The sequence below is a fragment of the Tenacibaculum crassostreae genome (assembly GCF_964512405.1).
Classification (GTDB): Bacteria; Bacteroidota; Bacteroidia; order Flavobacteriales; family Flavobacteriaceae; genus Polaribacter; species Polaribacter crassostreae.
The window spans coordinates 393490-418094 of the sequence record NZ_CAZELE010000006.1; the positions used below are offsets into that span (position 1 = coordinate 393490).

The window sequence follows — 24605 nt, forward strand, 5'->3', positions numbered from 1 at the left end:
TCTTAAAAAATGTATTTTTGCAAACCGTTAAAAAAGAAAAAACATTATGTTCAATAAAAATATAAAATTAGTTCTAGCCGCTTTAATAACTATATGGTCTGTGTATGAATTTACACAAGGGCATATAATGAATGGTATATCAATACTTTTACTTGCTGGACTATTTGTTTTATTTTACTTCAAAAACGAGTTCATTCTTTTAGCTTTTTTACAGCTACGTAAACAAAATTTTGAGGGCGCTCAAAAATGGTTAGCGTATATTAAAAATCCTTCAACAGCTTTAACTCAAAAACAAGAAGGTTACTATAATTATTTACAAGGGATCATGCTTTCTCAAACCAACATAACTCAAGCTGAAAAATTTTTAAAGAAAGCTGTGAAACTTGGATTAGCTATGGATCATGATTTAGCTATGGCAAAATTACAATTAGCAGGAATTGCTATGACTAAACGCAGAAAAAGAGAAGCTACTAATTTAATGGCTGAGGCCAAAAAATTAGACAAGCACGGAATGTTAAAAGAGCAAATGCAAATGATGAAACAACAAATGAAGAAGATTTAATCTTTCATATTATTTGTTGTTTTTATATTTTGTAACTTTAACGCCTAACAAAAATCATTAATGATTAAAAGTCTATTATTAAAAGCTTTTGACAAGTATGCCTCTAGATGGGTTGTTTTAATTATAGATATTGTACTGGTGTGCATATCTTTTATATTAGCATATGCTGTTCGTTTTAACGCTAGTTTAAACTTTGACATAGAGAGCTTTTATTATCAACTTCCTTTTATTGCTTCTATTTCACTTGTTAGTTTTCTTATTGTTGGATCATATAAAGGAATCATTCGTCATACTGGAACTAGAGACGCCTTCAATGTTATAATTGGAGTAACTTTGCTTTTTTTAATCACTACGAGTATTGTATTAGTAAATAATCTTTTTAAAATTTTACCAAAGTATACTATTCCTAAAACAATACTTATTATTCATTATTTAATTTCTGTAATTGTTTTAGTTATTAGTAGATATATTTTTAAAGCTTTTTACGAGATTGTATCTACTCAATTAAAGTCTATAACCAATGTTTTAATCTACGGAGCTGGTGACTCTGGATTAATTACCTACGGAGCCTTAAATAGAGATACTAAAAATAAAATTGAAGTTCTTGGTTTTATTGATGATGACCATAAAAAAATAGGAAAAAAACTTGATCGTATAAAAATATATGACGGAAAAAGCATCAATAAAAAATTCATTCAAAACAAGAACATTGACGAAATAATTATTTCTATCCAAAATATTAAATCTGAAAAACTTTTATACTTAACTGATAAACTACTTGCTCTTGGTGTACAGGTTAAAATCGTTCCTCCATTATCAAAATGGATTGGGGGTGACCTAGAAGCTAATCAAATTAAACAAGTAAAAATTGAGGATTTGCTAGACAGAAAACCTATTTCTATTGACAACCCAATTGTAAAAAGAGACGTTAACAATAAGGTTATTTTGGTTACTGGAGCAGCTGGATCAATCGGTTCAGAAATATCTCGACAATTAAGCACCTATAATTACAAACATCTTATTTTAGTAGATCATGCTGAGTCTCCTTTATATGATCTTCAACAAGAGCTTATTCAAAATGAAACTGTAAACTTTACTTCTATTGTTGCTGATGTAAGAGACGAAGTAAGAATGAATGAAGTTTTTGAAGAGTTTAAACCTCAAAAAGTTTATCATGCAGCTGCATACAAGCATGTTCCTTTAATGGAACTAAGTCCTTATGAGGCAGTGAAAATTAATATTGCGGGCACAAAAAATATTGCAGACTTATCAATAAAACACAATATTGAACGTTTCGTTATGGTGTCAACTGATAAAGCGGTCAATCCTACTAATGTTATGGGAGCTACAAAACGTGTTGCGGAGATGTATGTAAGCTGTTTAAGTAATTCAAAAAAACACAATACTAAATTTACTACAACTCGTTTCGGTAATGTTTTAGGGTCTAACGGTTCTGTTATTCCATTATTCAAACGTCAAATTGAAAATGGTGGACCATTAACAGTTACCCATAAAGATATTACTCGCTATTTCATGACTATTCCTGAAGCTTGTCAACTAGTACTAGAAGCTGGAACTATGGGGAATGGTGGAGAAATTTATATTTTTGATATGGGTAAGTCAGTAAAAATATATGATATTGCCAAGAGAATGATTTATTTATCAGGCTTAAATTATCCTGAAGATATAGATATAAAAATAACTGGTTTACGTCCTGGTGAAAAATTATATGAAGAATTATTAGCTGATGGAGAAAATACTTCTCCAACTTATCATGAAAAAATTATGATCGCTAAAAATCAAGAAATTGATTGTGATGTTATAATCAACAAAATAGAAAAATTATGTCTAATTAATAAAGAGCATAATAACCATAAAACAGTACAATCTATCAAGGAAATAGTTCCTGAATACATATCAAACAATTCAGTGTACGAAAAACTAGATACTACCAAAATTTAAATTAGTACTTTCGCAAAAATTAATTCAATGCAAAAAGTTTCAAAATATCTTATCATCATAATTGCATTATGCATAACATCATGTGCTTCGAGAAAGAATATTGTTTATTTTCAAGATGATAACAACCAAACTCAAACGAATTCAGTTTATAAAACTATCCTTAAATCTGATGATTTACTACAAATAACTGTTTCTGCATTAGATACGGAAGCTACAAAACCTTTTAACTTAACCAATAACTCAGGTGAAATATCTACACCTCATTTGTATTTGATTGACAGTGATGGCTTCATAAATTACCCTGTTTTTGGAAAATTAAAATTAGGTGGTTTATCTAAGATAGAAGCCATTAATTTACTTCATTCAAAATTATCTCCTGACTACATTAAAAATCCTGTTGTAAATATAAAAATCACAAATTTTTCTATTACTGTTTTAGGAGATGTAAAAAACCCAGGTCTTTTTACAATTCCTAATGAGCGAATTACAATACTTGAAGCAATTGGTTTAGCCGGAGATTTAAATATTACTGGAATTAGAAACATTACAATTAAAAGAGAAGAAAACAACGTGATAAAAAATTACAGCTTAGATTTACGTTCTAATAATATTTTTAACTCACCAGCTTATTACTTACAACAAAACGATGTTATATATATTGAACCTAACAGAGCTACCTCACAAGATGCTGTTTACAATAGAAATACAGGTCTATTCATTTCAATAGGTTCTATTTTAATTTCATTAATTACAATTCTTACACGATAGATAATATTGCTATGGACAACACTCAATATTCTCCTAAGTTAGAAAATAACGAAACTATAAACATAAGAGCAGAAGTAGAAAAATACTTAGTGCATTGGAAATGGTTTCTTTTAGGAGCTTTAATATCATTAATTGGAGCTTATATATACTTAAGATATAGTACACCTATTTACAGCGCTTCTACTTCAATTTTAATTAAAAATGACAAAAAAGGCGGTGTTGCTGAAGAGTTAGCTGCTTTTGAAGATTTGGGAATAGTTGGAGCTTCTAGTAAAAACATTGACAATGAAGTCGAAATTCTAAAATCAAGAAAACTTGTAAGTAGCGTAATAGAAAAACTCAACTTAAATATAAAGTACTTAACAGAAGGTAGAGTTAAAGAAGTTGAGATATACAAAAACTCTCCAATTCAATTTGTAAAATTAGATTCACTCCAAAGCTCTTGGGAGAGTAGCAGTACTATTTTTAACATTGAAATTATTAGTGATGAAAAAATTATTTTAAAAGACGTTAATAACAACACTTTAGCTGAAAAAAACTTTAGCGAAACAATTAGTGGTTTATTAGATGGAGATTTTAAAATAATAAAAACTAAAAATTTTGATTCCTATAAAATTGGAACAACAGTTAAAGTTGTTTTATCTCCAGTATCTGGCATTATTGATGGTTACAAAAACGGCGTAGCTATTTCTCAAATCAATAAAAAATCAAGCGTTTTAAGGCTTTCTTTCAACTCTCCTGTAAAAGAAAAAGCCGAAGATTTTTTAAACGAGTTAATTACACACTATAATTTAGATGCAATAAATGATAAAAGAGAAATTTCTAAAAGAACCAGTGATTTTATAAATGATCGTTTAAGAAATGTAGCTTTAGAACTAGGTAAGCATGATGATGATGTTAAAACTTTTAAAGACAAAAATAACATCACAGATATAGAGTCCGAAGCCGAATTAATTCTTCAAAATAATACTGAGAATAGAAAAAACCTAATTGAAGTTTCTACTGAATTAAGTTTAGCAAAATCTTTACACAAAGAATTAGACAGTAATGATTACTTACCTACCAACCTTGGACTTTCTGATCAAAACATAAGTAGTTCTATTGACGAATACAACAAACAAATAGCTCAATTAAAACGTTTGGAGAAAAGCGCGGGTTCAAAAAACACTATACTAATTGAAACTAGAGAAAACATTGAAAACCTTAGAGCTGCATTAAAAAGAAGTCTTGATAACACGGTAAACTCTTTACAAATAAAAGTAAATTCTTTACAACGAGAAGCAAATAGGTTTAGTTCTAAAATATCGTCAATACCTTCTAAAGAAAGAGAATTTTTAGACATTGCTCGTCAAAGAGAAATTATAGCTACTTTATATTCTTATTTATTAAAAAAGAAAGAAGAAACAGCTATTTCTCTTACAGCAACAGCAGTTCCTAATGCCAAGGTTATAGATAGAGCATATAGTACAAGTTACCCAATAAGTCCTAAAAGAAAAATAATTTACTTAGGCGCATTATTTTTAGGTGTAATAATACCTTTTATAATAATCTATCTAAGAGATTTGTTAGACACGAAAGTTCATACACGAAAAGATATTACAGATTTAACCTCTATTCCTTTTTTAGGTGACATTCCACACTCTGAAACAAAAGAAAAAATAGTAATCAATTCAGGTGCACGTTCTAGCACAGCTGAAGCTTTCAGGTTAATTAGAACAAATCTTGACTTTATGCTTCCTTCTACTGAAGACAAAAAAGCGAAAACTATTTTTGTAACTTCTACAACAAGTGGAGAAGGAAAATCTTTTGCTTCTATCAATTTAGCAGCGTCGTTATCGTTGTCTGGTAAAAAAGTAGTGCTAGCAGGACTTGACTTAAGAGCTCCAAAAATCATAGAATATCTTGAAATTCCTGAGAGGAAAGGAATCACAAACTATATAACAGATGATAGTATAACTGTCAATTCTATTAAATTTTCGATTGATGATATTCCTAATCTAGATATTATTTCTTCAGGAGCTATACCACCTAACCCTGCAGAATTGTTAATGACAGATAAAATATCTTCATTGTTTGAAGAACTAAAATCAGATTATGATTACGTGATAATAGATACTGCCCCTGTTAGCTTAGTAACAGACACCTTGTTAATTTCTAAATATGCTGATTTAGTTTTATATGTTGCAAGGGCTAATTATTTAGACAAACGTATGTTGGTTATCCCGCAAACATTATATACAGATAAAAAACTACCAAACTTAGCTATGATACTTAACGACACAGACATCAAACGTGGTTATGGTTATGGTTACGGTTATGGCTACGGTTATGGTTATGGTGCTGATGAAGAAAACAACAAACCTTGGTACAAGAAAATATTCAGTTAAATAACATTCAAAAAAGGAAGCTAAATAGCTTCCTTTTTTTGTGTAAATTTTCTATTATTTTCTAACAAATACTCTATCTGTTTTTTAATTTTTAGAGTTCCTATCTTTTGCAACAGTTTTAAGTGATTAATATGATGTGTATCTGTACCTACAAAATCATACATATTTTCACTTAATAGTTTTTGAGCAGTTTTCTCCACACCTTTACCGTATTGTTCCGTTAGTGATAGAAGATTTAATTGAAAAAGACAACCAGCCTTTTTCAATTTATAAAAATTTTGAAAATCATTATGATAAAAATTATATCGCTCTGGATGTGCTAAAACAGGCTTGTAGCCTTTTAACTGGATCTCAAATAGAATATCATACAAATTATAAGGAGCGTTGAAATACGACATTTCAACTAAAATGTAATTATCCTTTAATGTGAGTATATCATCATTTTTCAGTCTTTCAACAAATTTTTCATCCATCATATACTCTGCAGCAGCATTTATACAAACATCATCAAACCCTTTATTTAATAATTCTCTTCTAACTTCTTCTAATTTATTTAGAATCGTTTCAGAAGAATTAGGGTATACATCTCCAAGAACATGAGGAGTTGTGATAAAATTTTTTATTCCGTAAGAATACATTTTAGAAATTAATGAAATCGAATGCTCTAAATCTTTTGCTCCATCATCAATTCCCGGTAATAAATGTGAATGAATATCTACAAAACCTTCTGGGAAAACCTCAGATAAAGGAATTTCTTTTTTCTTGAAAAAAAACATAATAAGGTGGAATATTATTTCAAATACAAATTTAAACTATTAAACTTACCTTACCTATAACAAATTTTATTCCTTTTTATTTCTCAAGTAATAAATACTCATATATTTGAGTAAAAGAATTGAATAAATGATTTTAATTGCCGATGGTGGCTCTACAAAAGCCGATTGGGTTGTGCTTGACTCAGATAAAAAAGAAAACTTTAGGATTACAACTTTAGGATTAAATCCTTCTGTTCTTACTAAAGAAGAAATGTTTACTGTTTTAAACAATACTCCTAATCTTATTAATATACAAAACAACATTTCTCAGGTTCATTTCTATGGTGCTGGATGTGGCAGTATTAAAGCAGCTAAGAGTTTGGAAGCTGTTCTAAAATCCACTTTTAACAATGCTACAATTTACGTTTCTGAAGATACTTTAGGAGCTGTATATGCTAGCACAGGTAAAAACCCTGGAATAGTTTGCATTTTAGGAACCGGCTCTAACAGCTGTTTTTTTGATGGAAAAGACATGACTGTAACTGCTCCATCTTTAGGATACACTTTGATGGATGAAGCAAGTGGTAATTATTTCGGAAAACAGTTATTGCGTGATTACTATTACAAAAAAATGCCAAAAAACATAGCTTCTACTTTTCAAGATTCTTTTGACTTAGATACAGATGCTGTTAAAATGAATCTATACAGAAAATCGAATGCTAATATGTACTTAGCATCTTTTGCACGCTTCATGCTTGATTATAAAGAGGAAAAATACATCAGAAAAATGATTAAAAAAGGATTTCAAGAATTCTTTAAATACCGAATTCTTCCTTTTGAAAAAGATTCAAAAACTCCTATTTACTTTATTGGTTCTATTGCTTTTTATTTTAACGATATTTTAGATAACGTAGCCTTAAAAAACAACCTTATAATTACTGATGTTATCCAACGACCAATAGATAGTTTAGTTGAATTTCACCGTAAAAACACTTTTTAACAAAACTCTACAACTCTTTCAAGAGCCATACCTCTTGAACCTTTTACTAATATCGTACTATCTTCTATTTGATTACTTTTTAAATAATCTGACAAATCTTGAAAGCTTTTAATTTTTTTAGAAGAGGTTTTTGTTTTATAAAAATTTTCACCAACTAGTATTACATCATCAAAATTTTTACTTTCAACTAAATCAACAATCTTTTGATGTTCTTCTGAACTATATTCTCCAAGTTCAAACATATCTCCTAAAATAATTGTTTTATACTCACCATTTAACGCTTCAAAACTTTCAATAGCTGCTTTCATACTTGTTGGATTCGCATTATAAGCATCTAAAATTATCTTATTACTCTTTGTTTTAATTATTTGAGACCTGTTATTTGACGGAATATAACTTTCTATTGCATTTTTAATTTCTTCAACAGAAACATTAAAATATTCGCCTATAGTGATTGCTGCAGCAATGTTTGTAAAGTTATATTTACCAATCAAATTACTTTTTATCTCTTGATTGTTATAAGATAGTTCTATTAATGGATTTGCATTTATAAACTTAACCTCTTTAGAAAAATAAATTACATCCATACAGTTTGTAATCTCAACTTGTTTTTCATCATTAGGATTAACAAACACTTTTTTGCTGTGCTTCTTTAAAAAATCATACAACTCAGATTTACCCTTTACAACACCTTCTAATGAACCAAAACCTTCTAAATGTGCACTTCCAAAATTTGTGATATAACCATAATCAGGACTCGCAATTTCTGATAAAAAAGCAATTTCTTTTTGATGATTTGCTCCCATTTCAACAATTCCTATTTCAGTATTCCTCTTCATCGACAAAAGAGTTAATGGAACCCCGATATGATTGTTTAAATTTCCAATAGTAGCTGTAGTTTTATATTTTGTAGAAAGCACTGCATTAATCAACTCTTTGGTAGTAGTTTTTCCGTTACTTCCCGTTAAAGCTATAACTGGTAACTTCAAATAATTTCGATGGTAATTAGCAAGTTGTTGCAATGTTTCTAAAACATTTTCAACCAGAATAATTTTATCCGAAGTTGCATACTTTTCTTCATCTATTACAGCATAGCTTGCTCCTTTGGCTATTGCTTCACCTGCAAAGCTATTTCCATTAAAATTTTCTCCTTTTAAAGCAAAGAAAATAGTGTTATTTCTAATTTTTCTAGTATCTGTATCTACTAAACCATGAGCAAGGTACAGTTTGTGTAAATCTTCTATCTTCATATTGTAAAAATAAAAAAACCTCATTGAGATTTAATGAGGTTTTTCTAATATAATTACTTATAAAAAATAATTATTTCATCTTATCTGGTGTTGCTGTTTTACGCTTGTTTAACACCATTGGCCCTACTTTATCAGTAGCACACCTAAATCCGATATAATTAGTTGCCATATACTCTGGGAAATATCTTCTCTGAGCAGGATCTAACCAATACTCTCTATCTGCCCAAGAACCTCCTTTAAATACTCTTGATTTATCACTAATTAAAGTTGTTCTTTTCTTACCATCATATTTATAGTTCTCAATAACATTTCCTAAAGAATCAACTTCTGCTTCTGGTTTTTGTGGTGAGTTATACATTCTTGAAGAACGATCTAACTGGTCTTTATCTAATCCGTAGAATTTAGAAGAAGCTTGATCTCCATCACCTAAACTAGAGTTATTAGCTAAGTTATAGTTTCTTCTCATGTAAGTATCTTCCTTCGTAATAGGAATGTATTTAACACTACCTGGTAAATCTTTTGGAATAATTCTACCATTTTCTAAAGTATCATACTCTACTTCGCCATCACCTACGATAACTACTTTACCGTCTTCGTTGATTAATTTCTTTGTAAAGATGTTTCCTCTAAAATAATTAAAGTCATTTGCTTCAGAATCAATGATTGGTCTGTAGACATCTTCTACCCATTCAGCTACGTTTCCAGACATATCGTATAAACCAAATGCGTTTGGAGGGTAACTTCTTACGGCATTAGGAATATCAGAACCATCACTACTCCATCCAGCAATACCACTATAATCTCCCTTTCCTTGTTTAAAGTTAGCTAACTGATCTCCTCTTCTTCGCTTATCTCTATCTCTTGTGTATTTTCCGCTCCAAGCATACTTTTTTCTACCTCTAATATTGTTATACTCACGGTTTTCAAAAATTGCTTTAGCAGCATATTCCCATTCTACCTCAGTTGGTAATCTAAATTTTTGTGCTAAAATACCATCAGAAGAAGTAACTTGTCTTCCTGTAAACGAACCTTTGGCTGGTTTTGGTTGACCTTTTACTTTAGGAACTGGAATACCTTTTTTATAGATAGTTGAATCTCCATCAAAGATTGCATATGGATCTGTTAAATACGTATCTGTATCAAAATTGTTTTGACCTTTAAAACTTAATGAATCATCTTTAAAGATGTTTTTAATAACACCTTTATCCATTAAAATCTTTAAGTTAACAGCATTTGTACGCCATTTACAATATTTATTTGCTTGAATCCAACTAACACCAACAACTGGGTACTCAGCATAAGAAGGATGTCTTAAATAACTTTCAGATAATAAGTTTGTATTTCCTAAACCTTTTCTCCAAACTAAAGTATCAGGTAATACAGAAGCATAAATGTTTTTAAATTGAGGATCTTCTGGAGGGTAAATATCTTTTGTATACTGCATGAATAATCCATACTCAGCATTGGTTACCTCAGCCTCATCCATAAAAAATGTACGAACATGCATTTTTTGTGGTGTAGTATTCCAATCGAACATTACATCGTCTTGAACCAATCCCATTGTAAAGGTACCTCCTTCAATATGTACCATTCCTGGAGGAACACTATTTCCTTCTTTGTTTTTCCCTTTTAAATAACCACCATAACTAGGGTCGTTAAAGTTCCAACCAGTTAGAGAGGATTTACTAGAACCGCTACCTCCATTACTCTTACAAGAAGTAATTAACAAACCAGTAATTGCTAATAAACTAAATAATTTTAACGTACTTTTCATGTATTTCTATCTATTTTTAAGGGTGTCGCAATTTACAATATTTCTAATTCCTTACAACTAATTTAAGCACAAAATCACATTTAGTAACCTTGCACGCGTCAAGATTACAAACGGCGTATTTTAAACTTTAGTATTACGAATCTAAGAAAAAGATTAAAATATTAACTGTTAAAAGTCTAATATTTCTAAAATCAAATACTAAAAGAACAATTAAATCAGCACGTACTATATAATATATTCATTATAACATCGTTAGTATACTACGAAAAGAAGAAAAAATATAAGCTTACTTTTGTAAAGAATACATCAAACCCCGATAATCCTTCAACTTAAAATTATATATTTGCTGAACAATTAATCAAATTTTACATGAAAAAATTATCGATCGTATTATTTTTTGTGTGCTTTACCCTTCAAAACAAAGTACAAGCCCAAACATCAATAAACACTACGGCAATGCCTTTCTTATTGATAACCCCAGACGCTCGCGCTGGTGGTATGGGAGATATTGGAGTTGCAACATCTTCAGATGCTTTTGCTATTTTCCATAATCCAGCCAAAACCGTTTTTAATCAAAATCAAATTAGTCTTGGTGTAAACTACACTCCTTGGTTAAGAAACCTAACTGATGATATTTTTGTTGGTGGTGGTTCTTATGTAAACAGGTACAGTGAAAATTCTGCTTGGGGTGTCGACTTAAAATATTTCAACCTTGGTCAAGTAGATTTAACAACCGAAGGTGGTATTTCTAATGGTACTGAAACTCCAAACGAAATAGCCATTACAGGTATTTATTCCTTAAAATTAAGTGAAACTTTTTCAATGGGTATCGGTTTAAAGTATGTGCACTCTAACTATAAAATTAGAAGTAACGACTCTAATTTAAATGCTGTTAACTCGTTTGGTGTTGATGTTTCTGGTTATTACCAATCAAAAGAAGAAAACTACGGAAGTTTTAACGGACGTTATCGTTTAGGTTTTAACATTGCGAACATTGGACCTAAGGTAGAATACACTCCTGGAGTTGAAAACTTTATTCCTACCAATGCAAAAATTGGTGGTGGTTTCGACTTTATTATAGACGACATGAACATCTTCGGATTAAATGTTGAATTCACAAAATTATTAGTACCATCTAACCCTAATTCTGATAGAGGATGGTTTGAAGGTATGTTTACCTCATTAGGAGACAGAAGCTTTAGTGAAGAGCTACAAGAAACTACTTGGGCTTTAGGAGCTGAATATACATATAACAATGCTTTTGCAATGAGAGCAGGATATTTTCACGAAAGTGAAGAAAAAGGACAACGTCAGTATTTTACTTTAGGAGCTGGTTTTACAACAAAATCATTTAACATCGATTTATCGTACTTAATAAATACAGCAGCTGTAAACAATCCTTTAGAAAATACCTTACGTTTTTCTCTTTCATTCGATTTAGGACAACTTTACGAAGTTTATTAAAAACTTAACTATTTTTTTATAAATTCGTACCAGAATACAAAAGCAGTCTACCGACTGCTTTTTTTGACTAATTCATTCACTATGAAGAAAATTAATGTAACTACTTCCGCTACTTTATTTGAAGATATTTCTCAATTATCTACCGAAGATGCTTCTTTAATGCAAAAAGCAGTAGAAGCAAGACACAAAGCTTACGCACCATATTCTAAATTTAATGTGGGTGCTGCTATTTTGTTAGATAACGGACATGTTGTTTTAGGAAACAATCAAGAAAATGCTGCATACCCTTCTGGTATGTGTGCTGAACGTGTTGCTATTTGGAGAGCTGGTTCAGAATTTCCTGATATGAAAGTAAAAAAAATAGCAATAACAGCTTCGTCAGAAAACTCAACAGTTAATAAACCAGTTGGTCCTTGCGGTGCGTGTCGACAAACATTATCAGAATATGAAATCAACCAAAAAGAACCAATTGAGATTCTTTTTATGGGAGAAGTAGGGCAAATTGTAAAAACAGAATCGTTATTATCTTTGTTGCCTTTTTCTTTCGACAGTTCATATTTATAAAAACAGAACATTAAAATCTTAAAAAAAGCAACTTCATTTTCTTAAAAAAGCAATTAATCCTTGTTTTTTTAAGAATCCAACAATTCTTTAAAATTGACTATAAATTAAGAGGTTATAGTCGATAAAAATGTTTTATTTGTAGTTCATCAACCCTAAATTTATCAACGATGAAGCTATCAGTAATTACAGGAACAGGTTCTTTTATACCTTCTATCGCAAAAGAAAATGCAAACTTTAACGACCATGTATTTTTAAATACAGACGGAACCGCTTTTAATAACCCTAACCCAGTAATTATTGAAAAATTCAAATCTATCACTGGTATTGAAGAACGTCGTTATGCTAAAAATAAATACAAAGCTTCTGACCTCGGCTTTTTTGCAGCTCAAAAAGCGATTGAAGACGCCAATATAAACCCTGAAGAACTAGACTATATTATTTTTGCTCATAATTTTGGAGATGTTAAAGAAGGTGCTATTCAAAGTGACATTCTACCTTGTTTAGCTACTCGTGTAAAACATTTATTACAAATTGAAAATCCTAATTGTGTGGCTTATGACATTTTATTTGGATGCCCTGGTTGGGTTGAAGGTGTAATTCAAGCACAGGCTTTTATAAAAGCAGGAATTGCAAAAAAATGTTTAGTAATTGGTGGTGAAACCTTATCGAGAGTTGTTGATGTTAACGATCGTGATTCTATGATTTATAGCGATGGTGCTGGTGCTTGTATTGTTGAAGCAACTGATAAGACCGATAGTGGAATTTTAAGTCATGCTTCTCAAACTTTTACTAAAGATGAAGCTTACTTTTTATTCTTCGGAAATTCATACGACAAAACCAAAGACAAAGATGTTCGTTATATAAAAATGCACGGACGAAAAATTTACGAATTTGCGTTAAATAACGTACCAAAAGCTATGCAAACTGCACTAGATAAAAGCGGTGTTTCAATTGATGATGTTAAGAAAGTATTTATTCATCAAGCGAATGAAAAAATGGATGAAGCAATCATCAAACGTTTTTATCGATTGTATAAAAAACCAATTCCTGAAGGGGTAATGCCTATGAGTATTCATAAGTTAGGAAATAGTTCGGTAGCTACTGTACCTACCCTACTCGACTTAGTTTTAAAAGGGAATATAGAAAATCAAGAAGTAAAAAAAGGTGATGTAATTATTCTTGCATCTGTTGGAGCAGGAATGAGTATTAACGCAATTATTTACAAGTACTAACAGTTTTCAAAACCCAAGAATTTCTTAGCAAATATTCTCGCAAATCTAAAATGTAAGTACTATTTTTGCGCATGCAACAACACAACGTACTTATATTAGATTTCGGATCGCAATACACGCAATTAATTGCGCGCCGAGTAAGAGAATTAAACATTTATTGTGAAATTCACCCTTACAACAAAATACCACAAAACTTAAACGATTTTAAAGCGGTAATCCTTTCTGGAAGTCCTTCATCGGTTCGTTCCGAAGAAGCTCCTCATCCAAATTTATCAGAAATTAGAGGTAAAAAACCATTGTTAGCCGTTTGTTACGGTGCACAATATTTAGCTCATTTTTCTGGCGGATTGGTAGCACCATCAAACACTCGTGAATACGGTAGAGCTAACTTATCTTTTATTAAAAATAACGAGGAGTTTTTTAAGAGTATTTCTGAAGGAAGTCAAGTTTGGATGAGTCATTCTGACACGATTAAAGAATTGCCTACTAACGGAACTCTGCTAGCCAGTACTCATGATGTAGAAAATGCAGCTTATAAAATTGAAGGAGAAACTACCTATGCTATTCAATTCCACCCAGAAGTATATCATTCTACCGATGGTAAACAATTATTACAAAACTTTTTAGTTAATATAGCAGGAGTAGCTCAAACTTGGACACCTGATTCTTTTGTAGATGAAACAGTTGCTGAATTAAAAGCTAAAATCGGAACCGATAAAGTTGTTTTAGGCTTATCTGGAGGAGTAGACTCTACCGTGGCAGCTGTGTTATTACACAAAGCTATCGGAAGTAATTTGCACTGTATTTTCGTTAACAACGGATTGCTACGTAAAAATGAATTTTCCGACGTATTAAAACAATACGAAGGAATGGGGTTAAACGTTAAAGGAGTTGATGCTTCGGCACGTTTTTTGGAAGCTCTTGCTGGATTAAGTGATCCTGAAACTAAACGTAAAGCCATTGGTAAAGTTTTTATTGATGTTTTTGATGATGAAGCACATCAAATAGAAGATGCTAAATGGTTAGCCCAAGGAACAATTTATCCTGATGTTATTGAATCTGTTTCGGTAAATGGTGGTCCATCTGCAACGATTAAAAGTCATCATAACGTTGGTGGTTTACCTGATTTTATGAAATTAAAAGTGGTAGAGCCTTTACGTATGATTTTTAAAGATGAAGTACGTCGCGTAGGTGCTTCCATGGGAATTGACAAAGAATTGTTAGGTCGCCATCCTTTTCCAGGTCCTGGTTTAGCAATTCGAATTTTAGGTGATATTACTGCCGAAAAAGTTCGTATTTTGCAAGAAGTAGATGCCATATTTATCAACGGATTAAAAGAAAGCGGATTGTACGACAAAGTATGGCAAGCTGGAGCTATTTTATTACCTGTAAACTCTGTTGGAGTTATGGGTGATGAAAGAACCTACGAAAAAGTGGTAGCTTTACGTGCAGTAGAAAGCACCGATGGTATGACTGCAGATTGGGTAAATTTACCGTATGAGTTTTTACAAAAAACATCAAATAAAATAATAAACAATGTTAAAGGTGTAAATAGAGTTGTGTACGACATTAGTTCGAAACCACCTGCAACAATTGAATGGGAATAATCTCAAAAATATAAAAAAGAGTAGATGAAGAAATTACAGTTTTTATTATTAGTTTGTATTTTAACTTTTACTGTTTCTTGCGGTCAGCAAAAACGTTATGTATCGTACAAAGTTCAAGAAGGAGAAACAATGCGTGACATTGCAGATCGTTTAGACATGAGTACAAAAGATTTATTACGTTTAAATCCTGATGTTGGACGTCGTCCTGATGCGAATACTGTAATTGTAATTCCAAATCCTAAACTTAAGAAAGGTACTTCTTCATCTACAACTTCTTCTACCGAAAACGATACAGTTACATCTGAAACTAAAGATGATGAAACTTCTTCTGAAAACGAAAATCAAACAGAAGATACCGTTTTTCAACAAACTATAGTTGAATACGAAACGCACGAAGTTCAAAAAGGTGAAACAGTATATAGAATTACTAAACAATACGGAATTACCAAAGATGATTTAATAAGATACAACCCTGAATATACAAATATTCAGAGTAATAATTTGAGTATTGGTCAAATCTTAAAGGTTAAAGAAATTAAAAAAACAATTATTGTTGACAAAGAAGATATTTTAAAAAACTTTTTAACTCATACTGTAAAAAGCAAGGAAACTGTATACAGTTTAACTCGATTTTACAATGTGAGTAAAGACGACTTAATTCGTTTAAATCCAGAATATCCTGGTATAGTTGACAATAATTTATCCATAGGTCAACTACTTAAAATAAAACCTATCGAGCAAGTAAACGAAAGTGAAAACTATACTTTTTATAAAGATAGTATTAGTCAAGGAACCTCTATAAACTTAGCTATTTTATTACCTTTTAAAGCAGACGAGTACACAGAAAAATCTAGTAAAGAAATTTTTGAAGGAAATCAATTAGCAAATATGGTTACTGACTTTTATTTGGGAGCAGAAATCGCTATTGATTCACTAAAACAACAAGGTATATATATAAATGCTTCTATTTTTGATACTGGAAACAGAGGAAACAACATATCTGATATTTTAAACAGTAATCAATTAGATTATACAGATGTTGTAATTGGTCCGTTTTATTCAGATAAAGCTGAAGATGTAGCAAGAGGTGTAGATGCTCCTGTAATTTTCCCTCATTACTCTAGTAAACAAGACAAGTTTTCATCTTCTAAACTAGTAAAAACTTCTCCTGAAAAAAGTAAATACACAGAGTATTTGGCTACTTATTTAAAAGATAGTTATAAAGATCAAGAGATATTTGTTGTTGGCGATGATGAAGCCAACACAAAAAATCAAATAAGTGCTATTATTTCTGAATTAAAAAAACATGATAGTATTAGTACAATTCACGTTTTAAAACCTGAAAAAGGCTATATAAAAAGAGAACGTTTTACCAGTAAAATGTCTACAAAAAGACACAATTGGGTAATCTTTGCTTCTGATAATAACGTAGTGGTAGCAGACGCTTTAAATAGTATGATTGGTTTACCTGATGATGTTAAAGTTCAAGTTTTTGCTATTGATAAAACAGAAGAAGCTTATAGTAGAATTGACAACAACAAACTTGCTGATATCGACTTCACCTATGTTTCTAACACTTTTACCGATGAAGACGCTTCAGAAACTAAAGCTTTCAATAAAAAGTATTTAGACAGAAACAATACTATTCCTTCTGATTACGCTATTAAAGGATTTGATATTACTTACGATGTTTTAATGCGTTTAGCTTCTGGTGATGACCTAAGCAGTACCTTTAAAAAAGGTGTTTCTCTACGAGTTGAAAACAAATTTGATTACCGTAAAAAAATGTTCGGTAGCACTAGCAATGAAGGATTATTTATAGTAAAATACAATAGAGATTTAAGCTTATCGAGATTACGATAAACTCTACTCAATAAAAACAAAAGACCGAAACTTAAATAGTTTCGGTCTTTGTTTACTCATACATCTGCTCATAGTATTTTTGATACTCTCCACTAGTTACATTAGCTACCCATTCTTCATTTTCTAAATACCATTGAACCGTTTTTTTCATTCCTTCTTCAAACTGTAAAGAAGGTTCCCAACCCAATTCATTTTTTAGTTTAGAAGCATCTATAGCATAACGATAATCATGTCCTGCTCTATCTTTTACATACGTTATCAGTTTATCAGAAGCCCCTTCTTCTCTTCCTAAAAACGCATCTACTGTTTTTATCAACACCTTAATTAAATCTATATTCTTCCATTCGTTAAAACCTCCAATATTGTAGGTTTCTCCCAGTTTTCCTTTATGAAAAATCACATCAATTGCTTTGGCGTGATCTTCAACATACAACCAATCTCTAACGTTATTTCCTTCACCATATACAGGTAATTCTTTATTGTTCTTAATATTATTAATAAACAACGGAATTAATTTCTCTGGAAATTGATGCGAACCATAATTATTTGAACAATTAGAAATTACAATTGGCAAACCATAAGTGTTATGATACGCTCTTACAAAATGGTCTGAAGATGCTTTCGAGGCTGAATAAGGAGATTTTGGATTGTAAGATGTTTCTTCAGTAAAAAAACTTTCATCGCTTAAACTTCCGTAGACCTCATCGGTAGAAATATGATAAAACAGTTTTCCTTCAAAATTATCTTTCCAACTATTTTTTGCTATCTCCAATAAATTTAATGTTCCTATAACATTTGTTTTAACAAATGAATGAGGATCTAAAATTGAGCGATCTACATGAGATTCGGCTGCCAAATGAATCACACCTTCTATAGAATAGTTAGAAAATAAGTTGGTTACCAATGCTTCATCACAAATATCCCCTTTAATAAAAGTATAATTTGGTTGATTTTCTAGGTCTTTTAAGTTTTCTAAATTTCCCGCGTATGTTAATGCGTCTAAATTTAAAATATGATAATTAGGGTACGATTTCACAAACAATCGAACAACATGAGAGCCTATAAAACCCGCACCACCAGTAATTAAAATATACTTCATAAAAGTTTACTGTATTAACTTTTCAAAGTTACTAATAAATAAATGGAGTTTCTAAATCTTTAAACTTTGAAAGCTGTTGATCTTTAGAAGAAATAATTACTTTTTCTTTATCAATTTTCCAATCGATATTTAAAGTAGGATCATTCCAAATAATTCCAGAATCGTATTCAGGAGCGTACCAATTATCCACTTTATAAGCAAAAACAGCTTCATCTGACAAGGTTACAAACCCATGTGCAAAACCTCTTGGAATAAACAATTGCTTTTTATTTTCTCCGGATAATTCTACAGTGATATACTTACCATAAGTAAGTGAGTTTTTACGAACATCAACCACTACATCCAATATTTTTCCTTGAATACAACGCACTAATTTAGCTTGTGCGAACGGAGGTTTTTGGAAGTGCAAACCTCTTAAAGCTCCAAAAGTGGATTTTGACTCATTATCTTGTACAAAATTTTTTAGCTCGATATGTTCTTCAAACTCTTTTTGATTGAATGATTCAAAAAAATATCCTCTTTGATCTCCAAAAACTTTTGGTTCTATTAGTACAACTTCAGCAAGTTCTGTTTTCGTAAAAATCATCATTACTCTTTTACTAAGTTTAACAAGTATTGTCCGTAACTGTTTTTTTGCAAAGGCTCTGCCAATTTTCTTACTTGTTCTTTATTGATATACCCCATATACAGAGCTATTTCTTCTATACAAGCAACTTTTAACCCCTGACGCTTTTCAATGGTTTCTATAAACTGACTTGCTTCTAGCAAAGAATCATGTGTACCAGTGTCTAACCATGCAAAACCGCGTCCCATCAATTCAACTTTAAGTTGTTCTTTTTCTAAGTAATGTTGATTTACTGAAGTGATTTCTAACTCTCCTCTTTTTGAAGGTTCTACATTTTTAGCCACTTGAATAACATTATTCGGATAAAAATACAGTCCGACAACTGCAAAATTGGATTTAGGAAATTCAGGTTTTTCTATGATAGAAATCGCATTACCTTTTGAATCAAAATCAACGACACCATAACGCTCTGGGTCTTTAACATTGTAGCCAAAAATAGTAGCTTTATTTTCATTTTTAACATTATGAATTGCAGACTGTAGCATTTCAGGTAATCCATGACCGTAGAAAATATTATCTCCTAAAATCAAACATACATCGTCATTCGCTATAAACTCTTTACCAATAATAAAGGCTTGTGCGAGTCCGTCAGGAGAAGGTTGTTCAGCATAACTTAACTGAATTCCTAAATCACTTCCGTCTCCTAATAATTTTTGAAAACTGGGTAGATCATTTGGAGTAGAAATTATCAAAATATCTCTAATGCTTGCTAACATCAACACCGACAACGGATAATAAATCATAGGTTTATCATATACAGGAAGTAGTTGTTTGGACACTCCTTTTGTTATTGGATACAACCGCGTTCCTGAACCTCCTGCTAGTATAATTCCTTTCATTTATTCTGTTTATTACAATGCTAATTTATAGAAAAAATAAAGCTCAGAATAACCTGAGCTCTGAATTCTAAATTATTTCTGTTTTTGTTGCCATTTCCATGCAGAGAGCAATGCTTCCTCTAGTGTTTCATTTGATTCCCAACCTAAAACTTCATTAACTTTAGTGGTGTCTGCATAGGCTGAAGTAATATCACCTTCTCTTCTATCAACTATTTTGTAGTTTAATGGTTTTTCTGTAACCTTTTCAAAGGTTTGTATAATTTCCATTACAGAGCTTCCTTTACCTGTTCCTACATTAAAAAACTCAAAATTTTCTTCATTCTCTTTATTCAACAAACGCTCTAAAGCTTTTACATGCGCTTTTGCTAAATCAACTACATGGATATAATCTCGAATAGCTGTACCATCTGGAGTAGGATAATTATCACCAAAAACTGATAATTCTTCTCGAATACCAGCCGCTGTTTGTGTGATAAATGGAATTAAGTTTTGAGGAACTCCTAATGGTAATTCTCCAATTTTAATTGATCTATGCGCTCCAATTGGATTGAAATAACGTAGGGCAATTGCATTCATATCATATGCCTTACAACTGTCTTTTATAATCTCTTCTCCTATTTGCTTTGTATTCCCATAAGGAGACTCAGCTGGTTTAGTCAGAGCATTCTCGGTTATAGGTAATTCATCTGCTTGTCCGTATACCGTACACGAAGAACTAAAGATAAAATGATCAATATTTCTATTTTTCATTTCTTGTAGCAGATACACTAAGGCATTGATATTATTCTCGTAATAATCCAGCGGTTGTTCAACACTTTCTCCCACTGCTTTAAAAGCTGCAAAGTGTATAACACCATCAACTATATTCTCATTAAAAAAATCATGTACTGCTTTTTTATTTCGTAAATCTATCTGATAGAATTCTGGTTTAATTCCAGTGATCTCTGAAATTTGGCTTAAAACATCAATTTTAGAGTTTGATAAATTATCTACAATTACTACTTCAAAGCCTGAATTTTGTAACTCAACAACTACATGAGAACCAATAAAACCTAATCCTCCTGTTACTAGTATTTTTTTCATTACTTAATCATTTTCGAAATTACCTCTTTTATTCGCGATCTATCATCATGACTTAAATTAGAACCCGATGGTAAACATAACCCATTTTCAAATAATTTTTCTGAAACATTTTCCCCATAATATTTACAATCTTTAAACACAGGTTGTAAATGCATAGGTTTCCATAACGGACGAGACTCTATATTCTCGTTTTCTAAAGCTAAACGTAGATCTTCTCTTGAAAAACCTGTTTTATTTTCATCTATGATTACAGCACTTAACCAATGGTTAGAGAAATACTCTGATGTTGACTCTGTTAACACTGTTATTCCTTCTACATTTTCAAATAACTCTTGATAAAATTGGTTGTTAGCTCTTCTAAAACCAATATGCTTATCAAGTACTTCCATTTGACCACGACCTATACCTGCTACAATATTGCTCATACGATAGTTATATCCAATATGCGAATGTTGGTAATGAGGAACGTTATCACGTGCTTGAGTAGCTAAAAAGATAGCTCTTTGTTTATCCTCTTCATTATTACACACCAAAGCACCTCCACCAGAAGTTGTAATAATCTTATTTCCATTGAATGATAAAATTCCAAAATCACCAAACGCACCACATTTTTGTCCTTTATAGGTTGATCCTAAGGCCTCAGCTGCATCTTCAATTAAGATAATGTCATACTTTTTTGAAATTGCTAAAATCTCATCCATTTTAGCAGGCATTCCGTATAAATGCACTACAATGATTGCTTTTGGCTTTTTCCCCTTAGCAATACTATCTTCAATAGCTTCTTCTAAAGCGCTTGGACACATATTCCATGTATCTTGTTCACTATCTATAAAAACAGGTGTTGCCCCTTGGTATACTATTGGATTTGCTGATGCAGAAAAGGTCATGCTTTGACACAACACCTCATCTCCATTCCTTACTCCCGCTAAAATCAGTGCTAAGTGTAAGGCAGAAGTACCAGAAGCTAAACAAGCTACTTTTGAGTTTTCTCCTACATACTCCTCTAAATCTTTTTCAAAACCATTTACATTAGGTCCTAAAGGCGCTACCCAATTGGTATCAAACGCTTCTTGTACATATTTTTGTTCGCCACCTCCCATGTGTGGTGAGGATAACCATATTTTTTCTAACATAATTATATAAAAAGTATTGTCTTGAACCCAATAATACTATAAATAAGGTTTTAGTTCTATAATTGATTTTATTTTTATTTTTGGTAAAAATTCATCCTTTACGTTAAAATTTTGTGTGTGAATATTTTTCCCTTTATCTAATAAACAAATAGTTTTCCATCCTAGTCTATTTGGTGCAATAAAATCTTTTTTGGGATTATCAGCAATATAATAGTATTCCTCTATTTGGTCTTCTATGAAGACCTTAAAATTTCGTTCATTTGGTTTTGTAGTTCCAAACTCCTCAGAAATGATTAATTTATCGAAAACATTGTCTATTTCCAAAGCTTTAAGTTTATTCCTCTGAGTTATTGAACGACCATCAGTAACCAATCCTAGTTTATATCCTTTAAGCTTACAATATTCAAAAACTTCCTTAACTTCTTCTTTTAGGTTTAAATCTGGAAAATGGTTCCTATATATTGTTAATAATTGGTTTACAGAAAAATTAGAATATTCCTTTTCTATTAAATTAAACACATTATAACCATGGGTATACCAATCAAACATTTTATTTCCTAGCTCCTCCCTATTTTCAGAATCGACATATTTAGCTATTTCTTTATATGCTGATTTTAAAAAATCAATTTCATACATCAATGTGTCATCTAGATCAAAGACTACATACTTACTCTTCATAATTACGAACTAGCACCTCATCATCATAACGAAGCATTAATAAATTATTTTCCCAATTGTCAAAATATTCTATCCTTTTATTTAAAACATACTCATCAATAATATATTTTGGGTAATTAGCTCCAGCTAAATAACTTAATGGATACCCTCCTCCAAATCTAGGATTTATTTCTATACCTATAATACGTTTTGTTTCTGGGTTTAAAAAAAACTGCATAGTTAAGCAACCAATTGCACCTTCTATATGAAAAAGTCTTTTTTCTATACACTCAATTATTTCATTTTTACAAGTAACTCCTTTATTAACCTCTCCTGCTCTTACAAAAATTCTTTTTCTTGGAACTATACATTTTAAATATCCATTTTTATCATAATATGTATCTACCGTATACTCATCATGCTTCGAATGGTCAATATACTCCATAAACATAAGTTTAGGGTTCTCGTAATGATAATCTGTTAATTCTGACTTCTTTTGAATAAGAAAAGTATCTTTACTTAATGATCCGTCATAAGGCTTAATAAATAGAGGAAATAAAGGATCCATTTTATCCACTCTCTGTGGGATATCAATGTTCTTTTTCTCAAAAAAACTATTCATAACCCTTTTATCTCTACAGATTTTTATAAAATTAAGTTCTGAAACAACGAGATTTATTCCTTCTTTTAAAAATAATTCTTTATTTTCTGCTAAAATTAATAATTCTGTATCAATAGTAGGTATAACCACCTTCACCTTTAGCTCATTACAAATACTAAGTAACTCTTCTACATATCTTTCATCTGTAACTCGCTTAATATGCCTATATCCATCAGATATATGACAAGCTGGTGCCAAAATCGGATTTAAATCTACGGTATAAACTTTATTATTTATACTTAATTTTCTTATTTCTTTCTGAAAGGCTTTAACCAATGAAACTCTTTGACCAGCAGAAGTTATAAGTATATTACTCATAATTATTTTATGAATTTTAGTATTCTATTAATCTTTATCATGAAATAAAGACATGTTTTAGAGTTAAACAACTCTATTAATAATTGATTTTTTTTTATTTTATAACCATCAAATACTTTTATAGGATAAGCTGGATAATCTAAGTTTTTAAGTTCTTTCAAGAACGGCTTAACTTCTTTGTATCTTCTACGGCTCTTTAAAAACCTTACTATTGCAAAAAAGGTGTATGATTCTTGCCTGTCTTTTAATCTAAAAAACACCCCTTTATTTAATTTATCCTCTGTATTCAGCTTGTTTATAAACTGACTGAATTTTGTTGCCGCAAAAAACATATCTTCATTCATTTTTCTCAACCTTTTATCATTACTATTATTAACGGTTGAGTTTGGATTTACATAATAACCATAAATTTTATTACTATATATTTCTCCTTTTTGAACTTTCAATAATAGCTCTGTAGTAAACAGACCGTCTTCGCATAATCTATTCTCTTCAAATTTTAGATTATTTAACAGCTCTTTTTTTATTATATACCAACACGGACCATTATTATAATTATATTCTTTTAATATGTTTAACCCGCTTCCTTTACATTTAAGATTAAGCTTTAAATCATCTTTTAAGCCTTTAAACCTTGTTTTCGCCCTTTCATACTCAAATCCAATAAAATCTAAATCGCCCTTAATAATTCGATTAAAAATTAAAGAAAAAGATTTTTTTAAAAGAAAATCATCAGAATCAATAAAATAGATGTATTTCCCTTTTGCTAAACTGACTCCTTTATTTCTAGCAGAACTTTGTCCTTGATTTTTTTGAGTAATGAATTTAATGTTATAACATTTATCACTAAGTTTTCTACAAACTTCCTCAGAGTTATCAGTAGAACCATCATTAACCAAAACTATCTCATAAACCTCACTATCAACATCTTGAGTAATGATACTTTCAATGCATTCTTCTAAAAAATCACTAACATTATATACTGGTATTATAATTGACAAT

At 30.8% G+C, this 24605-nt stretch carries 21 protein-coding genes; 10 read left to right on the forward strand and 11 right to left on the reverse strand.

Features of this window, described 5'->3' with window-relative positions:
- Window positions 1-46 precede the first annotated feature (46 nt).
- From ACKTST_RS09965 to ACKTST_RS09980, 4 genes are read left to right on the forward strand one after another with little or no spacing between them, the layout of a single operon-like run.
- Window positions 47-562, forward strand: a complete 516-nt coding sequence (locus ACKTST_RS09965; protein WP_408047600.1) for a DUF2892 domain-containing protein — start codon at window positions 47-49, stop codon at window positions 560-562.
- A gap of 60 nt (window positions 563-622) precedes the next feature.
- Entirely contained in the window at window positions 623-2524 is a 1902-nt protein-coding gene (locus ACKTST_RS09970) for a polysaccharide biosynthesis protein (protein WP_408047601.1), read from the forward strand.
- A gap of 27 nt (window positions 2525-2551) precedes the next feature.
- Window positions 2552-3292, forward strand: coding sequence for a polysaccharide biosynthesis/export family protein (locus ACKTST_RS09975; protein WP_408047602.1), 741 nt, complete (start codon window positions 2552-2554; stop codon window positions 3290-3292).
- A gap of 11 nt (window positions 3293-3303) precedes the next feature.
- Window positions 3304-5679, forward strand: a complete 2376-nt coding sequence (locus ACKTST_RS09980; RefSeq protein ID WP_408047603.1) for a GumC family protein — start codon at window positions 3304-3306, stop codon at window positions 5677-5679.
- A 20-nt stretch (window positions 5680-5699) separates the two neighbouring features.
- On the opposite strand, the gene ACKTST_RS09985 is transcribed toward ACKTST_RS09980, so the two are convergent.
- Window positions 5700-6455, reverse strand: coding sequence for a tyrosine-protein phosphatase (locus tag ACKTST_RS09985; RefSeq protein WP_408047604.1), 756 nt, complete (start codon window positions 6453-6455; stop codon window positions 5700-5702).
- Between the two features lie 127 nt (window positions 6456-6582).
- Between ACKTST_RS09985 and ACKTST_RS09990 the strand changes: the two genes are divergently transcribed.
- Window positions 6583-7434: an N-acetylglucosamine kinase gene (locus tag ACKTST_RS09990; RefSeq protein ID WP_408047605.1), complete on the forward strand. Its 852-nt coding sequence runs from the start codon at window positions 6583-6585 to the stop codon at window positions 7432-7434.
- Here ACKTST_RS09990 and ACKTST_RS09995 read toward each other — a convergent pair.
- On the reverse strand, window positions 7431-8684 hold the full coding sequence (locus tag ACKTST_RS09995; protein WP_408047606.1) for a UDP-N-acetylmuramoyl-tripeptide--D-alanyl-D-alanine ligase: 1254 nt from the start codon (window positions 8682-8684) through the stop codon (window positions 7431-7433). The two genes, ACKTST_RS09990 and ACKTST_RS09995, sit on opposite strands and share 4 nt — an antisense overlap.
- Before the next feature lie 70 nt (window positions 8685-8754).
- Window positions 8755-10458 (reverse strand): gliding motility lipoprotein GldJ, encoded by a 1704-nt coding sequence (gldJ, locus tag ACKTST_RS10000; RefSeq protein ID WP_408047607.1) that lies wholly within the window; start codon window positions 10456-10458, stop codon window positions 8755-8757.
- 369 nt (window positions 10459-10827) lie between these two features.
- Here gldJ and porV point away from each other — a divergent pair, with 369 nt between their 5' ends.
- The 5 genes from porV (at window position 10828) to ACKTST_RS10025 (ending at window position 17188) form a co-directional block, all read left to right on the forward strand.
- Entirely contained in the window at window positions 10828-11922 is a 1095-nt protein-coding gene (porV, locus tag ACKTST_RS10005; RefSeq protein WP_408047608.1) for a type IX secretion system outer membrane channel protein PorV, read from the forward strand.
- Between the two features lie 81 nt (window positions 11923-12003).
- Window positions 12004-12486, forward strand: a complete 483-nt coding sequence (gene cdd, locus ACKTST_RS10010; RefSeq protein ID WP_408047609.1) for a cytidine deaminase — start codon at window positions 12004-12006, stop codon at window positions 12484-12486.
- Window positions 12487-12653: 167 nt separating this feature from the next.
- Window positions 12654-13718 carry a 3-oxoacyl-ACP synthase III family protein gene (locus ACKTST_RS10015; protein ID WP_408047610.1) on the forward strand — a complete coding sequence of 355 codons (1065 nt, stop codon included), beginning with the start codon at window positions 12654-12656 and terminating at the stop codon, window positions 13716-13718.
- Between the two features lie 71 nt (window positions 13719-13789).
- Entirely contained in the window at window positions 13790-15325 is a 1536-nt protein-coding gene (gene guaA, locus ACKTST_RS10020) for a glutamine-hydrolyzing GMP synthase (protein ID WP_408047611.1), read from the forward strand.
- A gap of 24 nt (window positions 15326-15349) precedes the next feature.
- The gene (locus tag ACKTST_RS10025; RefSeq protein WP_408047612.1) at window positions 15350-17188 is read left to right on the forward strand and encodes a LysM peptidoglycan-binding domain-containing protein; all 1839 of its coding nucleotides are present in this window, start codon (window positions 15350-15352) and stop codon (window positions 17186-17188) included.
- A gap of 52 nt (window positions 17189-17240) precedes the next feature.
- On the opposite strand, the gene rfbB is transcribed toward ACKTST_RS10025, so the two are convergent.
- The 8 genes from rfbB to ACKTST_RS10065 all read right to left on the reverse strand — a co-directional run bounded on the left by rfbB (window position 17241) and on the right by ACKTST_RS10065 (window position 24604).
- Complete coding sequence (rfbB, locus tag ACKTST_RS10030; protein WP_408047613.1) at window positions 17241-18287, reverse strand: dTDP-glucose 4,6-dehydratase; 1047 nt, start codon at window positions 18285-18287, stop codon at window positions 17241-17243.
- Between the two features lie 31 nt (window positions 18288-18318).
- On the reverse strand, window positions 18319-18873 hold the full coding sequence (rfbC, locus tag ACKTST_RS10035; RefSeq protein ID WP_408047654.1) for a dTDP-4-dehydrorhamnose 3,5-epimerase: 555 nt from the start codon (window positions 18871-18873) through the stop codon (window positions 18319-18321).
- Between the two features lie 2 nt (window positions 18874-18875).
- Window positions 18876-19751: a glucose-1-phosphate thymidylyltransferase RfbA gene (gene rfbA / locus ACKTST_RS10040; RefSeq protein WP_408047614.1), complete on the reverse strand. Its 876-nt coding sequence runs from the start codon at window positions 19749-19751 to the stop codon at window positions 18876-18878.
- A 72-nt stretch (window positions 19752-19823) separates the two neighbouring features.
- Window positions 19824-20834: a UDP-glucose 4-epimerase GalE gene (gene galE / locus ACKTST_RS10045; RefSeq protein ID WP_408047615.1), complete on the reverse strand. Its 1011-nt coding sequence runs from the start codon at window positions 20832-20834 to the stop codon at window positions 19824-19826.
- On the reverse strand, window positions 20834-21967 hold the full coding sequence (locus ACKTST_RS10050; protein WP_408047616.1) for a DegT/DnrJ/EryC1/StrS family aminotransferase: 1134 nt from the start codon (window positions 21965-21967) through the stop codon (window positions 20834-20836). Before ACKTST_RS10050 ends, galE begins: the two co-directional genes overlap by 1 nt.
- 36 nt (window positions 21968-22003) lie before the next feature.
- Window positions 22004-22645, reverse strand: a complete 642-nt coding sequence (locus ACKTST_RS10055; protein WP_408047617.1) for an HAD family hydrolase — start codon at window positions 22643-22645, stop codon at window positions 22004-22006.
- Window positions 22635-23603 carry an ATP-grasp domain-containing protein gene (locus ACKTST_RS10060; RefSeq protein WP_408047618.1) on the reverse strand — a complete coding sequence of 323 codons (969 nt, stop codon included), beginning with the start codon at window positions 23601-23603 and terminating at the stop codon, window positions 22635-22637. Before ACKTST_RS10060 ends, ACKTST_RS10055 begins: the two co-directional genes overlap by 11 nt.
- Window positions 23604-23605: 2 nt before the next feature.
- On the reverse strand, window positions 23606-24604 hold the full coding sequence (locus ACKTST_RS10065) for a glycosyltransferase family 2 protein (protein ID WP_408047619.1): 999 nt from the start codon (window positions 24602-24604) through the stop codon (window positions 23606-23608).
- Between the last annotated feature and the right edge of the window lies 1 nt (window position 24605).

Bases quoted from the DNA above. Each gene is read 5' to 3' on its own strand.
- ACKTST_RS10050 (WP_408047616.1), bottom strand. From the start codon at position 21,967: ATGTTAGAAAAAATATGGTTATCCTCACCACACATGGGAGGTGGCGAA.
- galE (WP_408047615.1), bottom strand. From the start codon at position 20,834: ATGAAAAAAATACTAGTAACAGGAGGATTAGGTTTTATTGGTTCTCAT.
- ACKTST_RS09965 (WP_408047600.1), top strand. From the start codon at position 47: ATGTTCAATAAAAATATAAAATTAGTTCTAGCCGCTTTAATAACTATA.
- ACKTST_RS09985 (WP_408047604.1), bottom strand. From the start codon at position 6,455: ATGTTTTTTTTCAAGAAAAAAGAAATTCCTTTATCTGAGGTTTTCCCA.
- porV (WP_408047608.1), top strand. From the start codon at position 10,828: ATGAAAAAATTATCGATCGTATTATTTTTTGTGTGCTTTACCCTTCAA.
- ACKTST_RS09995 (WP_408047606.1), bottom strand. From the start codon at position 8,684: ATGAAGATAGAAGATTTACACAAACTGTACCTTGCTCATGGTTTAGTA.
- ACKTST_RS10025 (WP_408047612.1), top strand. From the start codon at position 15,350: ATGAAGAAATTACAGTTTTTATTATTAGTTTGTATTTTAACTTTTACT.
- rfbA (WP_408047614.1), bottom strand. From the start codon at position 19,751: ATGAAAGGAATTATACTAGCAGGAGGTTCAGGAACGCGGTTGTATCCA.
- gldJ (WP_408047607.1), bottom strand. From the start codon at position 10,458: ATGAAAAGTACGTTAAAATTATTTAGTTTATTAGCAATTACTGGTTTG.
- ACKTST_RS09970 (WP_408047601.1), top strand. From the start codon at position 623: ATGATTAAAAGTCTATTATTAAAAGCTTTTGACAAGTATGCCTCTAGA.
- ACKTST_RS09975 (WP_408047602.1), top strand. From the start codon at position 2,552: ATGCAAAAAGTTTCAAAATATCTTATCATCATAATTGCATTATGCATA.
- ACKTST_RS10055 (WP_408047617.1), bottom strand. From the start codon at position 22,645: ATGAAGAGTAAGTATGTAGTCTTTGATCTAGATGACACATTGATGTAT.
- guaA (WP_408047611.1), top strand. From the start codon at position 13,790: ATGCAACAACACAACGTACTTATATTAGATTTCGGATCGCAATACACG.
- ACKTST_RS09980 (WP_408047603.1), top strand. From the start codon at position 3,304: ATGGACAACACTCAATATTCTCCTAAGTTAGAAAATAACGAAACTATA.
- ACKTST_RS10015 (WP_408047610.1), top strand. From the start codon at position 12,654: ATGAAGCTATCAGTAATTACAGGAACAGGTTCTTTTATACCTTCTATC.
- ACKTST_RS10060 (WP_408047618.1), bottom strand. From the start codon at position 23,603: ATGAGTAATATACTTATAACTTCTGCTGGTCAAAGAGTTTCATTGGTT.
- ACKTST_RS09990 (WP_408047605.1), top strand. From the start codon at position 6,583: ATGATTTTAATTGCCGATGGTGGCTCTACAAAAGCCGATTGGGTTGTG.
- cdd (WP_408047609.1), top strand. From the start codon at position 12,004: ATGAAGAAAATTAATGTAACTACTTCCGCTACTTTATTTGAAGATATT.
- rfbC (WP_408047654.1), bottom strand. From the start codon at position 18,873: ATGATTTTTACGAAAACAGAACTTGCTGAAGTTGTACTAATAGAACCA.
- rfbB (WP_408047613.1), bottom strand. From the start codon at position 18,287: ATGAAGTATATTTTAATTACTGGTGGTGCGGGTTTTATAGGCTCTCAT.